Here is a 16,017-nt window from a genome sequence, read left to right as displayed (position 1 = left end):
GCGGAAATCCTGATGTTCGGTGTCAGTTACCTCGCCATCACCAGCGTGACCGCGCTCGTCGGTCGGCAAATGCGTTCCAGCCTGGCGCTGGCTGCGCATCGAGGCAGCCAGGCCGAGAGCCTGGCCGAGGTCAACGAGCTGATCATCCGGCGCATGCGTACGGGCGTCCTGCTGGTGGACGGAAACGAGGACATCCGCCTCGCCAACGAAGCGGCGATCCTGCAGGTCGGCAGCGCCGGTGACGGTCGACGCCTGCTGGCCACCGCCGCACCCGAACTGGCGGCGCGGCTGCGGCGTTGGAAGCGGGACGGACAGATGGACGCCACCCCGCTGCAACTGGCGCAGGACCTGCCCGAGGTGCTGCCTCGGTTCGCCCGGTTGCTCGCCGAGGGCGACCAGGTGCTGGTGTTCCTGGACGATGCCGAACTGGCCTCGCGGCGCGCCGAAACCCTGACTCTGGCCACGCTCGGGCGCTTCTCCGCCAGCCTCGCCCACGAAATCCGCAATCCGCTGGCCGCAATCAGCTACGCCACCCAACTGCTGGAAGAATCCCGTGACATCCCGGAAGCCGACCGCCGGTTGTTGGAAATCATCTACCAGCAAACCCGGCGCATGAACGGCATCATCGAGGACGTTCTTGGCCTCGCGCGGCGGGAGCGCGCCCAGCCCGAGCACGTCAATCTGGTCGAATTCGCACGCCAGTTCGTCGAAGACTATCGGCAGACCCAGCCCCTGGACCAGGACACCTTGGAGGCCCGCACGCCGGAGGGCGAGGTGCCCTGCTTGGTTGATCGACGGCAGTTGCAGCAGGCAGTGGCCGCGCTGGTCCACAACGCGCGCATCTACGGGCGCATGCCAGGAAAACCGGCACGGATCGAGTTGCACGTCCACGCCGATTCGAAGGATGCGCCCCTGCTGGACGTCATCGACCACGGCCCCGGGATTCCGGAAGCCGTGGCCGCTCAGCTGTTCCGCCCCTTCTTCACCACCTCCGGCCATGGCACCGGGCTGGGCCTGTACATCGCCCGCGAGCTGTGCCTGGCCAGCCAGGCCAACCTGCACCACGTCGCCCTGCCCGGAGGTGGCTGTTGCTTCCGGATCCGGCTGGCCAGCCCACGGGCAATCTCCACCGGCTGACCACAGAACCCGGTCCGGGAACCACCGGCCCGGGCTGACGCTGCGCGTCTCACTTGGACGCAGCGAGGCAAGCGGTTATCGTTCTCCCATGAATCCGCCCCAAGCCAGCAACGCAGCCGCTGCCGCGGAGAGCGCATTGATCGTCGACGACGAGCGCGACATCCGTGAATTGCTGATGCTCACCCTGGGCCGGATGGGGCTGAAGTGCGACACCGCCTCGTCCCTGCACGATGCCCGCGCGCTGCTGCGTCGCCACCAGTACGCGCTGTGCCTGACCGACATGCGCCTGACCGACGGCTCCGGGATCGACTTGGTGCGTGAAATCACCCAATTGCATGCGAACACCCCAGTGGCGATGATCACGGCCTTCGGCAACCAGGAAGCGGCGGTCGATGCGCTCAAGGCCGGCGCTTTCGACTTCGTCAGCAAACCGGTGGACCTTGCGGTCCTGCGTGGCTTGGTCCAGCACGCGCTGAAGCTGCGCACAGGCGGAGAGCGCGGCCGGGACACGACGCCAGACAATGCCGGGATCACGCGCCTGCTTGGCCATTCGACCGTCATGGCCGAATTGCGCACCACCCTGGCCAAGGTTGCGCGCAGCCAGGCCCCCGTCTACATCGCCGGCGAATCGGGCGTCGGCAAGGAATTGGTCGCCCGCACCATCCACGCCGAAAGCTCCCGTGTGGGTGCGCCGTTCATCCCGGTCAACTGCGGCGCGATCCCGACCGAACTGATGGAGAGCGAATTCTTCGGCCACAGGAAGGGTGCTTTCACCGGCGCTCATGCCGACAAGAACGGCCTGTTCCAGGCCGCAAGCGGCGGCACCCTGTTCCTCGACGAGATCGCCGAACTGCCGATGCACATGCAGGTCAAGCTGCTGCGGGCAATCCAGGAGAAATCCGTGCGCCCGGTCGGAGCCAATGCGGAAGTGGCGGTGGACGTGCGCATCCTCTCGGCCACCCACAAGGACCTTGCCGCACTGACCGAAGACGGCCGCTTCCGCCACGACCTGTATTACCGGATCAACGTGATCGAATTGCGGGTGCCGCCACTGCGCGAGCGCCGCGAAGACCTGCCGCTGCTGGTCGACGCCATCCTTTCCCGGCTGGCGACCGCGCAGGGCCGCGCCAAGCCCGTCCTGCACGTGGACGCCATCGAAGCACTCGCCCATTACACGTTTCCCGGGAACGTGCGCGAACTGGAGAACATCCTCGAGCGCGCGTTTGCACTCGCCGACGAGGGCGGCATCCGCGCCACCGACCTGCGCCTGCCCGAACTGCGCTCCGCGCCGATTCTCACCCACGCCGAGACCCTGGCCCGCGATCCGCGCCAGATCGATCCGCGCGAATCCGCATCCAGCGCCTTGCCGGAATTCATCGAGGAGATCGAACGCAAGGCGATCGAGCAGGCCCTGCAGGACAACCGGTTCAACAAGACCCGCACCGCGGCCCAGCTCGGCATCACGTTCCGCGCCCTGCGCTACAAGCTGAAGAAGCTCGGGATCGACTGACTGCCACGCCACGCCGCATGCCACCTGACGCACAACGTCACTAAGTGACGAATTGCGCAAGATCCCTCCCCTGAAAGCACCCGTCAAATCGTGACGGGTGATTCAAAACCGTCACATCGTCATGCTTGTCCGCACTTGGCACGGTTTCTGCGTTAGAGTACTCGCACGCGCCCAGATGCCCGTGCTGGGACCGGTACCAGAAGCGTCTCCGGTGCGTGATCCACCCAACCAACCCTAGGGGATACACCTATGAACAAGCAGCAAGGCTTTACCCTGATCGAACTCATGATCGTCGTTGCGATCATCGCCATCCTGGCCGCCATCGCGCTGCCGGCGTACAACAACTACCGCATCCGTTCGGCGGAAGGCGCCTGCCAGGCCGAAGCCAAGGCCTACATGAACTCGGCCGTGGCCGCTGGCCAGTCGCAGATGACGATCTTGGCGTTTGTACCGAATGCCTGTGCCTCGATCGACTCTGCCATGACCTCTGCGGACATCACCGGTTCGGTCGTCAAGACCTTCACGCCGGATGCCCCCGGCACGGCCACTACAACCTGCAACTCCTCCAACGCCACCTGCAATATGACCCCGTCGGTCTAAGCGCGTCGCGTTTGCTTCACCCCAAGGCCCCTCGCAAGAGGGGCCTTTTTCATGTGCGGTGTGCGAAAGGCCTCTTGGCCCGGAAATTGCTTCTCTGGTTGTTGACGCAGTTCACATTCCCGGGGGGCACCATGCATCGCCACACACAGGGCTTCACCTTGATCGAATTGATGATCGTGGTGGCCATCATCGCCATCCTCGCCGCCATCGCCCTGCCGGCCTACAACAATTACCGGATACGCTCGGCCGAGGGCGCCTGCCAGGCCGAGGCCAAGGCTTACATGAATCAGGCGAACGTCGCTGTTGTCACCAATTTCTCAGGCTTTCCACCGCCGGAGAATCAAGCCTGCAGCGCAATGACCGGCACCATCGATTCCGCGGCGGTGTCCAGCGGAACCATCATCGACTTTACCCCGCGCGCGCCCGGAACTGCCCACACCTTCTGCGCTGCGGATACCACCAACTGCTCGATGACGCCGTCGGTGTAAACCCTGATGTGATTCTGTCAAAGCGCCACCATTGCGGCGCTTACAATGGGGCCGAGGGTTCGAACTGTGATCCCGATCATGTGCGGCGACCCCGGATCGACGGGTAACTGGCACACTACGCGGTGATGCCCATCGTCCGCCTGCCGCAACAACTCCCCGCCGACTTCATCCGCTACTTCGCCGCCTCCCTGCTGGCGCTGGCGGTGGACACCGGCACGCTGTCGCTGTGCCTGCGCGTCCTGCACCTGAGCTTGGCATGGTCGGCATCGATCGGTTTCATCCTCGGCGCCAGCGTCGCCTACCTGCTGAGCATCCGCTGGGTATTCAATGCACGCGCCTTCGGCAACACCCCGACACTCGAGTTCCTGAGCTTCGTCGCCATCGGCATCGCCGGCCTCGGCCTCACCCAATTGGTGCTGTGGCTCGGCGTCACCCGGCTCGGCCTGCTGGCTGAGGCGGTCAAGCTGGCCGCGGCCGTTCTGACCTTCCTGTTCAACTACCTCGTGCGCAAGTCGCTGCTGTTTGCAACCACGCGACGCCGTGGCACAACAACGGAGACTCCGGTTTGAGCGACGCCATCGTCATCATCGGCGCCGGCCCGGCCGGGCTGACCGCCGCCCTGGAATTGCAAGCGGCAGGTCAGCACAACATCACCGTGCTGGAGGCCGATGCCCAGGTTGGCGGCATTTCGCGTACCGTCGCACACCACGGCAATCGCATCGACATTGGCGGACATCGCTTCTTTTCCAAATCCGACTGGGTGATGGACTGGTGGCGCGCCCTGCTGCCGGTAGCAGCAAGCGATGATCCGCAGTCCGCGTGCGAGCTGCGCTATCAAGGCGCCAGCGTCGAGGCGCCCGCCGCCACCGCACGGGAAAGCGACCACGACGTCTTGCTGGTCCGCAGCCGCTTGTCGCGCATCTATTTCAACAAGCAGTTCTTCGACTATCCGCTGAAGCTCAACCCCGACACCCTGCTCAAGCTGGGCCCGTGGAAGACTCTCACCTTCGGCCTGAGCTATGTCTGGGCCAAGGTTCACCCACGCAAACCGGAAAACTCGCTGGAAGATTTTCTGGTCAACCGATTTGGTCGCAAGCTGTATCGGCAATTCTTCAAGGAATACACCGAAAAGGTCTGGGGTGTGCCCTGTGGCGAGATCAGCGCAGCCTGGGGTGCCCAGCGGATCAAGAGCCTGTCGGTGACCAAGGCCATTGCCCACGCCATCAAGCAGGTGCTGGGACTGGGTGGCAAGGCCGAGCAGACATCCCTGATCGAGAGCTTCCTCTACCCCAAGTACGGCCCCGGCCAGATGTGGGAAACCGCCGCGCAAAAGTTCACTGCGCAAGGCGGTACCTTGTTGATGCAAAGCCGGGTGGATGGCATCGACCTTGCCGAGGGCCGCGTGCAGGGCGTGCGTTACCGCGATGCCGACGGCAACACGCACGCCTTGCCCTGCACCCAACTGCTGTCCACCATGCCGATCAAGGACCTGGTGCAGGCCGCCGGTGACGGCTTTGCCGCGGACGTGCACCGGATCGCCGCCGCCTTGTCCTATCGCGACTTCATCACCGTGGGCCTGTTGTACCCACGCAGCGCGATCCCGCGGCAACTGGACGACAACTGGATCTACATCCAGGAACCCGGCGTGAACGTGGGCCGCGTGCAGGTCTTCAACAACTGGAGCCCGTACATGGTGGCCGACGCAGAGCACACCGTGTGGATGGGGCTGGAGTTTTTCTGCCGCGAAACCGACCCGCTTTGGCACATGGCCGATGCCGACATGAAACGATTGGCACAGAACGAGATGCGCAAAATCGGATTGGCCACCGCCATCGACGCGCTGGACGCGGTGGTGCTGCGCGTGCCCAAGGCCTACCCAGGCTACTTCGGCGAGGCCTACGAGAAATTCGACCAGTTGCAGGCGTCACTGGATGCCGTGCCCAATCTGTTCCTGATCGGACGCAACGGCATGCACCGATACAACAACCAGGATCACTCGATGCTCACCGCCAAGGAAGCCGCACGCCAAATTGCAGCGGGGGTGGTGGACAAGGCCACGATCTGGGGTATCAACGTGGATGATGAGTATCATGAGGAAGTGTGTGACAAATGAGGCTCTCAAGTGCCATGACCGCGACGCGGGACGGGCTTCTCGCCCTGTTGGCAATTGAGCTTTGTCCCGCAACAAGCCGGATGCATCGACACTGGACAACGGTTTGATGATGGCCAGAGAGCACAAACGCCGGAATCTTCATTTGATCCCGAGGACACGCCCGAACTTCGACATTGCTTCGCTACTGACAAGCATGCGTTACGGGCGGACTCCGGGCGATCATTGCAATGCCGCTGAATCCGCCGTCGCCTCCCGACTCGGGGTGCGCCATGTCATCCTGACGCCCTCCGGTCGCGGCGGCTTGTTTCTGTTGCTGCAATGCCTGCCATCAGGACGTGTTTGCATTCCTGGATACACCTGTTCCGCCGTAGCAGAAGCCATTGCACTGTCGGACAGGGAAATCACGTATCTGGAGCATTCGCGTGGCTCCATCAATCTGACTACCGAGGACATCGCAGGAAGATTGCAGCCCGGGGATATCTTCGTTCTGACGCACCAGTACGGCTACGCTACCAACGTAGCGCAAATCGTCGAAGCCGCAACACAACAGGGTGCAATCGTCATTGAAGACATCGCAGCAGCATTTGCCGGCGCATGCAACGGAAAGCCGCTGGGGTCGTTTGGTCTGGCTGCGTTTGGCAGCTTCGACACATCGAAATTGATTCACGTTCCAATGAAGGGTGGCTTCGTCGCCACTGATGATGATGCGCTTGCCGCTACGCTGCGAACGCGAGCAAAGCTTGTATTCCATCGCATGTCTGTCACCCATGCGACCAGGCTCGTGCTGCTTGGTTGCCTGTTGCATCTGGTCACCCGACCGACGTTGTATTGGCTATTCCATGCCATCAATTTCAGATTGCGCGGCAAAACCAGCGCGGAAGATGGCATCTTGGCGCGGAAGCTCAACGCATTCTACAGCACGGAGTTCGCCGAATGGCAAGCGGCCATCGCATTGCCGCAACTACGACGCCTGGATGAAATCATCCACCGCCGCGCCGAGGTACACGACATATTGCAGGCAGCGTGCGCATCCAGCACGCTATTCAAATCGGAGCCATCGCCCCCAGAGATTGCGGGCACAAGCGTGCGACTCCCCATCTACGCAATCGCCGACAAAATGGCGTTGTATCAATCACTGGTCGCAAACGGCGTAGATTGCGGGTTCAGTTTCACCATGCTGGCAACGCCCAAGTCGCTTTCGGAATCATGGCGGATTGCGGGATCAGTGTTGAACCTTCCATGCTATGGCTCAATAACACCTGACGAGCTGACAAGATTGGCAATGACGCTCGAATCATTGGAGAAGCAATAAGATGCTGACACGATTCCGTGAGATGTGGCGCAAACGTTCCAGACGCGAAGAAATCTATTCTCGCCCTGCATTCTGGAACGACAAGGCGGATTCTCATGCCGGATCCGCTGCTTCTATGTTCATCAATCCTACGCTGAACGAATACTACCAACGCGAACAATTCGCGTTCTTCGACACAGCCTTGGGAAACGTCACGGGGCACCGCATACTGGACGTCGGATGTGGCACGGGCCGGGTATCGCGCCATCTGGCCGAACGAGGCGCCATTGTGTCCGCATTCGATTTCGCGGAGAAGGCCATTGAAATCGCCCGTCAGGAATCTGGTGCCCATCGCATTGATTACAGCGTTGCTTCGGTGTCCGACGTCGAGCTGAAGGATGAATCGCACAACGAAATCGTGGTGCTGGGTTGCCTTACATTAGCATGTAATACTGCCGAGGATTTTGTACACGTCCTGAAAAAATTGCACGCTGCACTGAATCCCGGCGGGAAACTTGTCCTGATAGAACCATTTCATCAAGGATTTCTGCATCGCGTCTTGCGATTGTCGAAGTCAGAAGCCATCGCCTTGATTCAAAAAAACGGATTCGAAGTATTTGCAGTGCAGGAGATGCACTTCTGGCCTCTTCGATTGTGCTTGACGCTGGGTGAAACGCCAGCCTGGATTACACGTACGCTTTATCCTGCAGGCGAAGCGATATTACGAATGTCGCCCAAGGTATTGGGGCTCGGAGACTACAAGGGCATTGCCGCCCGGCGCTTGCCATGAACGCACCCACGGCCACCACAGTACCACCCAGGATCGCGATCATCGTGCCGTGCTATTGCTCGGTGCAGTCCTTGGCTCAACTGACACAACGCTTGCGCACAGCACTCGATGCAAGCAGTTATGCCTACGAAATCGTATTCGTGGATGATGCCAGCCCCGGCCAGCAAACCTGGGATATATTGAAGAAACTTAAGACGCAACATCCCGATGTGGTGCGCTGTTTTCGCCTGTCGCGAAACACCGGCCAGCACAACGCCATCCAGTGCGGTTTCGCGCAAATTTCGCCTTCGGCGGAAATCGTGGTGACGATGGACGATGACCTGCAACACCGGCCCGAAGACATTCCGGCATTGTTGCGCGCGATCGAAGATGGAGCCGACATCGCCATTGGCGCTTACGACATCAAACACCAATCACGCCTTAACAATCTTGGCGGCAAACTGGTGGATTCCTCTCTGCGCAGACTGTTCGCCTTGCCACCTGATGTTCAATTGACCAGCTTTCGAGCCATCCGTCGATTTGCGGTTGACGACGTCCTGGAAAACCAGAGCCGATACATGTATCTGACTGCAGCATTGCTATCCGCTACACGCTTCCATGTCAATGTGCCAGTCATCCATGAATCACGCCTAGAGGGTCGTTCCGGCTATTCACTGGCAAGAAGCGTTGAACTGGCGGCAAACTTGTTTTTGAGCTATTCCCGGTGGCCCTTATATCTCATAGCAGCACTGTTTGGCATCTCGTTGCTGGCAACATTGACCATCACCGGATGGGTTATGTGGAAATGGTGGGTAACGAGCCAGCTCTCCGCCGGCTGGACCAGCACCATGATGATGCTTGGCATCACCAGCACCTTCAATCTTGCCGCGCTTGCGGTCGTTGCGTTGCTATCCACGCGTTCGCACCGGCAACTGGTTGGTAGTGCCGGCCGCTGGCGTATTTCCGAACGAATCTGAATCCAAAACCAGCATGCGCCCGCGCCAGAAATTGCTGATCCTAGCGGCATCGGTTTACCAGATACCGTTCATTGAAGCGGCAAGGAAATTCGGGTGTGAAGTACTGACTGTGGACAATCGCCCGGACAATCCGGGTCATGCGCTCGCCGACCGCAGCTTCCATTGCGACACCACGGATGTCGATGCGCTTGTCGAGCTGGCACGGCGTGAATGCATTGACGGCGTGGTTGCGGCTGCGACGGATGTCGCCCTTGATGGCGCGGCGGCCATTGGCGCGACGCTTGGGCTACCTGGCGCCACGCCCACATGCGTGGCAACGCTGACGCGCAAGCTGGCGTTCCGCGAACTACAGGCAAGGCTCGCGTTGCCACATCCATATTTCACCGATTCAATTTCCTGCGCGGAGTTCGGCCCCGCCCAGATCGTCAAGCCGAATCGCGCTTCCGGCTCCAAAGGCGTGCGTATCGTCACCGATGCCGATCAGCTGCAGGCCGCATGGTCTCAGGCTCAGCGGGAATCCATCGATCGAACTGCCATGATCGAGTCACTCATCCCGGGTCAGCAAGGTACGATCGAAGGCGTCATGCATGAAGGCCGCATTTCCGCATCGATGGTCACGGATCGGAGTACCGCAGCTGCACCAGCAGTTGGCACACGCAGCCATCGTGTTCCCGCCGCATTTCCCACCAAGGCACTAGACGCACTGCATGAGCAAATCGAGTGCGTGTTCAGCTTCCTGCAATACCGCAATGGACCATTCGATGCAGATTTCGTGCATGGCGCCAATGGCGTCGTGGTATTGATCGAGTTGACTCCGCGTGCCGGCGGCAACTCGCTGGTACGCCTGATGAAGCATGCCGCCGACTTCGACATGCCAGCTTACGTAGTCGACACGGCACTCGGCAAACCAGTGGGGGTAAAGCCGTTCCGGATACAGCCTGCGGCTGTCGAAATACTGGGTGTGGAAACATCCGGGATCATTGAGTACGACGCTGTCGAGATCGCACGAATCAAAGCGATGCCATCCGTCGCGTTTTTTCATATGGATCGTCCACCCGGCGCATTCGTGCAAGCGTTCGTGGACGGCCGGCACCGCGTGGGCGAACTGGTTGTCGTTTCGGATTCAGCAACAGGCGTGGAAATGGCGTTGGCCGAAGCGCATCATCGGCTGCGGTTGCGAGTACTTCCATGAAACGGCGCCAGTTGCTTGGCATCGCCATCGCCATTGCATGCACATTGGCAGCGGTGTTCCTGTTTGATTGGCATGGCATCGCCACTGCATTGAAGGACGTGCGGCTTGGTTTTCTGATCGGCAGTGGCATTGGGCTGCTGGTCATGGCTGCGCTATTGCGTGGACTACGATGGTTGGTGATGCTGGGTCTACCCCTGACATGGGCAGGTGTCGCACAATCCACTCTGGTCAATGGCGCAGCAGCTGGTCTCGCCGTTGTGACTCCTCTCCAGATTGGGGAGGCCCTTAAACTACGCTTGACGCCCGAAGTCGGATGGCGGTCCGGCATGTCGGCTTTCGTGGTGGAACGCGGGCTGGATCTGAGTGGGGTGATCGGAGTGCTACTCGGCGGTTTGGCTGCGCATGCGGGATACGGATGGGCAACGCCACTGCTGTTGTTGGCACCGGTTGCAAGCGGCCAGGCGCTGATACTTTGTTCCTCGAAACTGCATTTGTTGCCACAGCGCCTCCAGCCATTGTTGGAAATTTCCCATCAGCCTCGACGCATCCTCATTGCGTCCCTGTTGACTGTGCCGCTGTGGTTGCTGTCCATCTGGCTTTGGCAGTGCGTGGCGGCCTCCATCGGCATCCATCTGGATATGACGAGCGTATCCATTCTGCTTGGGTGCGTTGTGTTGAGCAGCGTCGCCAGCATGGCGCCCGCAGGTTTGGGCATCTCGGAACTTGGAACCCGTGGCGTCATGATATGGCTCGGCTTCTCCGTGGCTGATGCAGAAGCGACGGCGATCGGCTTGCGATTGTTTCTCGGCCCCATGATTGTCGTGTTCGGGATTGCATGTTTTGCATCCATGACGACTCTGCGCCAGCGTTCCTCCAGCTAGAACAGTGTCAGGATCATTATCACGAGGTTCCGCAATTGAAGATCCCATTCAACAAACCGTACATGACCGGCCATGAACTGCCGCGCATCGCCCAAGCTCATGGCAACGGCCATCTCGCCGGAGACGGTGAATTCACCCGTTATTGCAACGATTGGCTGGAACGCGACACCGGCGCTGCGCGTGCACTGCTGACCACCAGTTGCACGGCAGCACTGGAAATGGCGGCACTGTTGCTTGATTTGCAACCGGGGGATGAAGTGATCATGCCCTCATATACATTCGTATCCACCGCCAATGCGTTTGTGGTGCATGGTGCCGTGCCTGTATTCATCGACATTCGACCGGACACGTTGAATATTGACGAATCCCTGATCGAAGCCGCCATCACCTCACGCACCCGTGCCATCTGTGTCGTACATTACGCTGGCGTTGCCTGCGAGATGGATTCGATTATGCGGGTCGCACATCATCATGGGCTTGCCGTGGTCGAGGACGCAGCACAGGGAATTCTGTCCACTTATCGCGGTGCCAAGCTGGGCAGCATTGGGGAATTGGGGGCACTTAGTTTCCACGAGACCAAGAATATCATCGCAGGTGAAGGGGGTGCATTGCTGTGCCGCGACCAGCATTATGTCGAACGGGCAGAAATCATCCGTGAGAAAGGCACCAATCGCAGCCGATTCTTCCGAGGCCAGGTAGACAAATACACATGGGTTGATCTGGGTTCCTCCTTTCTTCCCGGAGAAATCGTTGCCGCCTTTCTCAGCGCGCAAATGGACGCGGCCACAGAATTGACGGCGCAACGCCTGCAAATTTGGGAGCAATACCATGCCTGGGCCGCGCCACTGGAAGCGGAGGGGTTATTGCGCCGACCCATCATACCCGAGCATTGCGGGCACAACGCGCACATGTATTACATCTTGCTGCCGACCGAAACCGTGCGATCCAGATTCATTGCGCAGATGAATGAGGCGGGAATTTCCACCGTTTTCCACTATGTCCCGCTGCACAGTTCGCCTGCGGGACTGAGGTTTGGCAGAGTCGTTGGGAAATTAGACGTGACGGATGATTTGAGCATCCGCCTAGTACGCATGCCGATGTGGATCGGCATCCAGGAATACCTGCCGCGCATTCTTGACGCAGCAACCGCCACGATATACCGGGCAGCAAGCAGCCCGTAATTGGCTGCCCTTGCAGAATATTCATCACGCTCAAAACGCACTACAAATGCCTTCATGTCGATCGGATCAACAGCTTTCTATGCCACCTTGCCAGAATCGCTCCTTGAACACCATAAATAGCGGCAGCCAAGCGCGAGCACGAGAAGATAGAGTGCCGTATTAGAGTACAGCCAGGCAATGATCGTATCACTCTTCACCGTATAAATTACAAGTGGCAGAAAAAATGCGGATAATCGCCAAGCCAGCGAATACGCATGCTTGTATGGCAGAATTAACGCAAACCCCATAAGCCACGTCATATACCACTCCTGATTGGATGCATTGGCGATAATAAAATACAGAATCGTCACACCGAGGCATGCCGACACGCTGCCGTTGAATATATCGTCCCGCATGCGGCGCAACAGCAGCAACAAACTAATGACATAGATAATTATGTATACCGCGCGCAAGCTCATCCCCATGTCAATCATGTACTGCCGAGACAACAGGAAAGCTTCTGATCCAAAAATCGACGGAACTACAACAGCAGACAGCACGTTTGCGAAATGATAAATACTATTTCGATACACGGACGCACCGCCGGAACTCAGTGTGCCCGCAAGATCCGGCAACGCCTCAGGATAAAATATCAAGAATGAAGCGACACTGGTTGCAATGAAACCAATTACAAGCCTTGCAGCATCGGACAACCGCTGCGCCAGCCCCATCCCTTCTCCTTTCTGCATTAGCGCCGCCAACCCTAGTATCGGCATATACACAAGCGGGAAATACTTGACACCGAATGCCGCGCCCACGGCCGCACCCGCCCATGCCCAACGTCGTCGTGACAACGCCAGCAAGGCGAGCAGCATGAACATGTTCATCCAATGGTCATTGTGAGCACAGGTCAGAACACTGAAGCAGATGAGTGGATTGATCGCGTAAGACAACGCCGCCACGCGGGCGAACTTCTCAGGAGCCAGCCGATAGACCAGCATGCTGCATGCGCCATGCAGCCCAAGATTCACGACCTTGTGCAGTGCAAGCGCCAGCTTCTCGTTGCCTCCCGACAAAGCCGCAATCAGTTCCGCAACTTTCTGGACGATCGGACCATACCCAGTTGCAGTGTTGAGGAAACCCGGGAAGATATTGGCGAACATCTGGTCGTTCTGATAACCGGGCAGTTGATTGATCGGGATGAGATAAGGGCTGACCCCGTAATGACTTTCCTCCCATCCTTTTCCAATGTAGAAGAACACATCCGGACTGACCCATGGCATCCCCGCTGCAAAAATCAATGGCACTAATGCGGCATAGCCAGCAATGCGCCCTTTGCTCAAGGCCTCTGGCTCGCGCACAAACCGGCCGACGATCGCCAAATAAAGTAAGCCGACGACCAGAAACCCCCCGAAATGCAACAGCCGCCCAATTGCAGCCCATTGCTTCGACTCATTTTCGCCCGAGGACGCAAACAGCCCCAAAAAATAGTCGAATTCATGTGCAATCAAATCCATCGGCGACTGCCACCAAAGGCGAGCCGATAACGCTACCAACAGCAGCACTGCAATTGCGTATGCCACCAACATCCTTGACAACAAGCGACTTTCGTTATTGACTGCAGATGACATATATCCCCTTCTTGAGTAGCACGCGCCTTCAGCGGAAAACACAGACACTTCACGGATTTTGCATGCGTCAGCTTGCTGGTTGCCGTGGGCTACCTCACCGCCAAATTGCTGTTCTGGCAGAACTTCCAACTGTGCACGGCGCCGGTCTTGATCGGCATCTTCTTCCTCGGTGCCGTGCAGTTGTTCCTCCTTGGCCTGCTCGGCGAATACATCGGCGCCATCCAGACCCAAGTCCACAACCTGCCCTTGGTGGTGGAAGCCGAGCGGATCAATTTCGATGACAATGCAGATGAACGCGAGAACGACCCTGAGAGCCAGCCTAGTCGCGAGCGCTGTTTTTGCGTGCGACTAACATACCAACCTGCCATCCTGATGCCCCACGCTGTCACGTGGATCAACCCTTACGCACCGCCGGACATTAGCATGTCCATGGCCGCCGTCCGCTGAGAATGGAAAATTTCGCCACGTGACAACGTCCGACTCTATTCGATCGACCTCGCTGCCCAAGATCGCCGGCACTGTGCTCGCGCTGGTGGTGCTGCTCAACCTGCACCGCTACATCGGCATCAACCATGATGCCGCGCTGTACCTCGGACAGGCGTTGCTCGAACGCTGGCCCGCGATCTTCAGTCAGGACCTGTTCTTCGCCCACGGCAGTCAGGGCAGCTATACCCTGCTGCCTTGGCTGATCAGCATGGCCTTCGATGTGGCCAATCCCGGCACCGTGTTCCTGATTGGTAGCCTGCTCGGGCTGCTGGCCTTCGCCATGGCATGCTGGTTTTTCATCAGCGGCCTGTTGCCCCCCCAACAGCGCTACTGGGCATTCCTTGGTGCCCTATGCCTGCCCTCCGCCTACGGTGTGGTGCGCATCTTCAGCTATGCCGAGCCGTTCTTGACCCCTCGCCCCTTGGCCGAAGCATTCTGCCTGCTTGGCCTTGGCCTGCTGGCGCGCAAACGTTTGACCCTTGGCGTCCTTTGTGCGTTTGCCGCCGGGGTCCTTCACCCACTGCAAGCCATCGCAGCCTGTCTGGTCGCTTGGCCCTGGCTCATCCTGAACGATCGGCGCTGGTTGCACGCCGCGTGGCTGGCGATTCCCATCGCGCTGCTGGGCTTGTCCAATCTTCGACCATTTGCAGAATTGTTCCACCCCATCGACCCACACTGGCTGCAGGTGCTGCGTGAGGTCACCGGGCAACTGTTCATTTCGGGCTGGCACGCAGCAGACTTCAGTGTCTTGGGGGTTGATGTCCTGCTGCTGGTCTACGCTTGGCGGGCGCTACCCGGTGGGTTTGGACCCTGGTGTCTGAGCGCACTGTTCGGTCTTGCCCTGGGCTTTGGCCTCAATGCAATCCTGGTGGATTGGCTGCACCTGACCCTGCCAGCACAACTCCAGCTCTGGCGAGTGCATTGGATCGCGCACCTGCTGGCCATGGCCAGCGTGGCCGCACTGCTGTATCGGGATTTCAAGGCTGGCGAGTTCGCCCGCGGGCTCTGCCTCGGACTCGGGCTGCTGCTGGCGCAGAGCACTGTCTGGATCTGGCCGCTGTTCGCCCTACTGTATGCCCTCTGGCCGAGACTGTTCGGCAACAGCTCGTCGCGGATCAAACCGCTGCTGGGGACCCTGTTCCTGCTCGGCATGCTGGCCTTGTTAGGACTGTATGCGGCCAACGAGTGGCTGTTGTTCAGGATGGCGCACTACCGCCTGGATCTGTATGCGATCGACCGTCGCTTGCTGATTTTCCCGCTGCTGGCACTGGGGTTGCCATTGCTGGGAATCTGGATGTGGGAGCGCAGCTCGGCATGGGCCCGCTGGTTGTTGCTGTGCGGCGTTCTGACGCCACTGCTGGCAATAGGTGCAGCGCGCTGGGATGCACGCTCCCCCATGGCGCTGGCCGTGGAAAGCGGTCGCTTGCATGCCAATCTGTTTGGCCCGGAAATCCCGCGGGATGCCCAGGTATTCTGGGTGAGCGATTTATACCCGAGTGTCTGGCTGGTCCTGCATCGCGCGGAGTATTTCAGCGTGCGGCAAATGGCGGGCGTGGTGTTCAACCGCGGCACGGCGATGGAGGCAAACCATCGACTGGATCGCATCACGCTGGCCATTCGTGAGGACCTCTACTGCAAAAGCTTGCCGCTGGCCAAACGCGAGCAGTGCCAGCTTGACGACGACGCCATGCGTACCGCCTGCCAACCCGGCCCGACCCGCCGACCCGACTATATGGTCCTGCCATACCGCCAGCCCCAGCACCCACTGGGCCATTGGGATTT

At 59.5% G+C, this 16,017-nt stretch carries 14 protein-coding genes and 1 pseudogene; 14 read left to right on the top strand and 1 reads right to left on the bottom strand.

Translation table 11 applies throughout. From position 1 onward, the window contains the following. The 12 genes and pseudogenes from IT472_RS11460 to rffA all read left to right on the top strand — a co-directional run. Positions 1 to 1,137 (top strand): ATP-binding protein (locus IT472_RS11460; RefSeq protein ID WP_297181662.1); only part of this gene is annotated, 1,137 nt, incomplete at its 5' end. 88 nt (positions 1,138 to 1,225) lie between these two features. Next, positions 1,226 to 2,647, top strand: a complete 1,422-nt coding sequence (locus tag IT472_RS11455) for a sigma-54 dependent transcriptional regulator (protein WP_297181661.1) — start codon at positions 1,226 to 1,228, stop codon at positions 2,645 to 2,647. Positions 2,648 to 2,896: 249 nt separating this feature from the next. Further along, positions 2,897 to 2,986 (top strand): annotated as a pseudogene (locus IT472_RS11450) (prepilin-type N-terminal cleavage/methylation domain-containing protein); the annotation flags it as partial. A 392-nt stretch (positions 2,987 to 3,378) separates the two neighbouring features. Beyond that, on the top strand, positions 3,379 to 3,735 hold the full coding sequence (locus IT472_RS11445; RefSeq protein ID WP_297181660.1) for a prepilin-type N-terminal cleavage/methylation domain-containing protein: 357 nt from the start codon (positions 3,379 to 3,381) through the stop codon (positions 3,733 to 3,735). Between the two features lie 125 nt (positions 3,736 to 3,860). Next, the gene (locus IT472_RS11440; RefSeq protein WP_297181659.1) at positions 3,861 to 4,304 is read left to right on the top strand and encodes a GtrA family protein; all 444 of its coding nucleotides are present in this window, start codon (positions 3,861 to 3,863) and stop codon (positions 4,302 to 4,304) included. Further along, positions 4,301 to 5,848 (top strand): NAD(P)/FAD-dependent oxidoreductase, encoded by a 1,548-nt coding sequence (locus IT472_RS11435; RefSeq protein WP_297181657.1) that lies wholly within the window; start codon positions 4,301 to 4,303, stop codon positions 5,846 to 5,848. The genes IT472_RS11440 and IT472_RS11435 overlap by 4 nt, the downstream gene beginning before the upstream one ends. Before the next feature lie 61 nt (positions 5,849 to 5,909). After that, on the top strand, positions 5,910 to 7,160 hold the full coding sequence (locus tag IT472_RS11430; RefSeq protein ID WP_297181655.1) for a DegT/DnrJ/EryC1/StrS family aminotransferase: 1,251 nt from the start codon (positions 5,910 to 5,912) through the stop codon (positions 7,158 to 7,160). Between the two features lies 1 nt (position 7,161). Continuing rightward, complete coding sequence (locus IT472_RS11425) at positions 7,162 to 7,929, top strand: class I SAM-dependent methyltransferase (RefSeq protein ID WP_297181653.1); 768 nt, start codon at positions 7,162 to 7,164, stop codon at positions 7,927 to 7,929. Then, a complete protein-coding gene (locus tag IT472_RS11420; RefSeq protein WP_297181651.1) occupies positions 7,926 to 8,885 on the top strand; it encodes a glycosyltransferase family 2 protein in 960 nt (319 codons plus the stop codon). Before IT472_RS11425 ends, IT472_RS11420 begins: the two co-directional genes overlap by 4 nt. A gap of 13 nt (positions 8,886 to 8,898) precedes the next feature. Beyond that, on the top strand, positions 8,899 to 10,077 hold the full coding sequence (locus tag IT472_RS11415) for an ATP-grasp domain-containing protein (RefSeq protein ID WP_297181650.1): 1,179 nt from the start codon (positions 8,899 to 8,901) through the stop codon (positions 10,075 to 10,077). Next, the gene (locus IT472_RS11410) at positions 10,074 to 10,958 is read left to right on the top strand and encodes a lysylphosphatidylglycerol synthase domain-containing protein (protein ID WP_297181649.1); all 885 of its coding nucleotides are present in this window, start codon (positions 10,074 to 10,076) and stop codon (positions 10,956 to 10,958) included. Before IT472_RS11415 ends, IT472_RS11410 begins: the two co-directional genes overlap by 4 nt. A gap of 35 nt (positions 10,959 to 10,993) precedes the next feature. Continuing rightward, positions 10,994 to 12,139, top strand: coding sequence for a dTDP-4-amino-4,6-dideoxygalactose transaminase (rffA, locus tag IT472_RS11405; protein ID WP_297181647.1), 1,146 nt, complete (start codon positions 10,994 to 10,996; stop codon positions 12,137 to 12,139). Positions 12,140 to 12,216: 77 nt separating this feature from the next. Here the strand turns inward: rffA and IT472_RS11400 are convergent, their stop codons facing one another. Then, on the bottom strand, positions 12,217 to 13,701 hold the full coding sequence (locus IT472_RS11400; RefSeq protein WP_297181646.1) for a glycosyltransferase 87 family protein: 1,485 nt from the start codon (positions 13,699 to 13,701) through the stop codon (positions 12,217 to 12,219). A gap of 120 nt (positions 13,702 to 13,821) precedes the next feature. On the opposite strand from IT472_RS11400, the gene IT472_RS11395 reads away from it, so the two are divergent. Then, positions 13,822 to 14,196, top strand: a complete 375-nt coding sequence (locus IT472_RS11395) for a hypothetical protein (RefSeq protein WP_297181645.1) — start codon at positions 13,822 to 13,824, stop codon at positions 14,194 to 14,196. A 19-nt stretch (positions 14,197 to 14,215) separates the two neighbouring features. Beyond that, the coding region (locus IT472_RS11390; RefSeq protein ID WP_297181644.1) for a hypothetical protein at positions 14,216 to 16,017 on the top strand (1,802 nt) is incomplete at its 3' end.

It is taken from the genome of Thermomonas sp., from assembly GCF_020850895.1.
Lineage (GTDB): Bacteria > Pseudomonadota > Gammaproteobacteria > Xanthomonadales > Xanthomonadaceae > Thermomonas.
The sequence above is the reverse complement of the archived record's forward strand: the minus strand, read 5'-3'. Positions and strand labels throughout refer to the sequence as shown.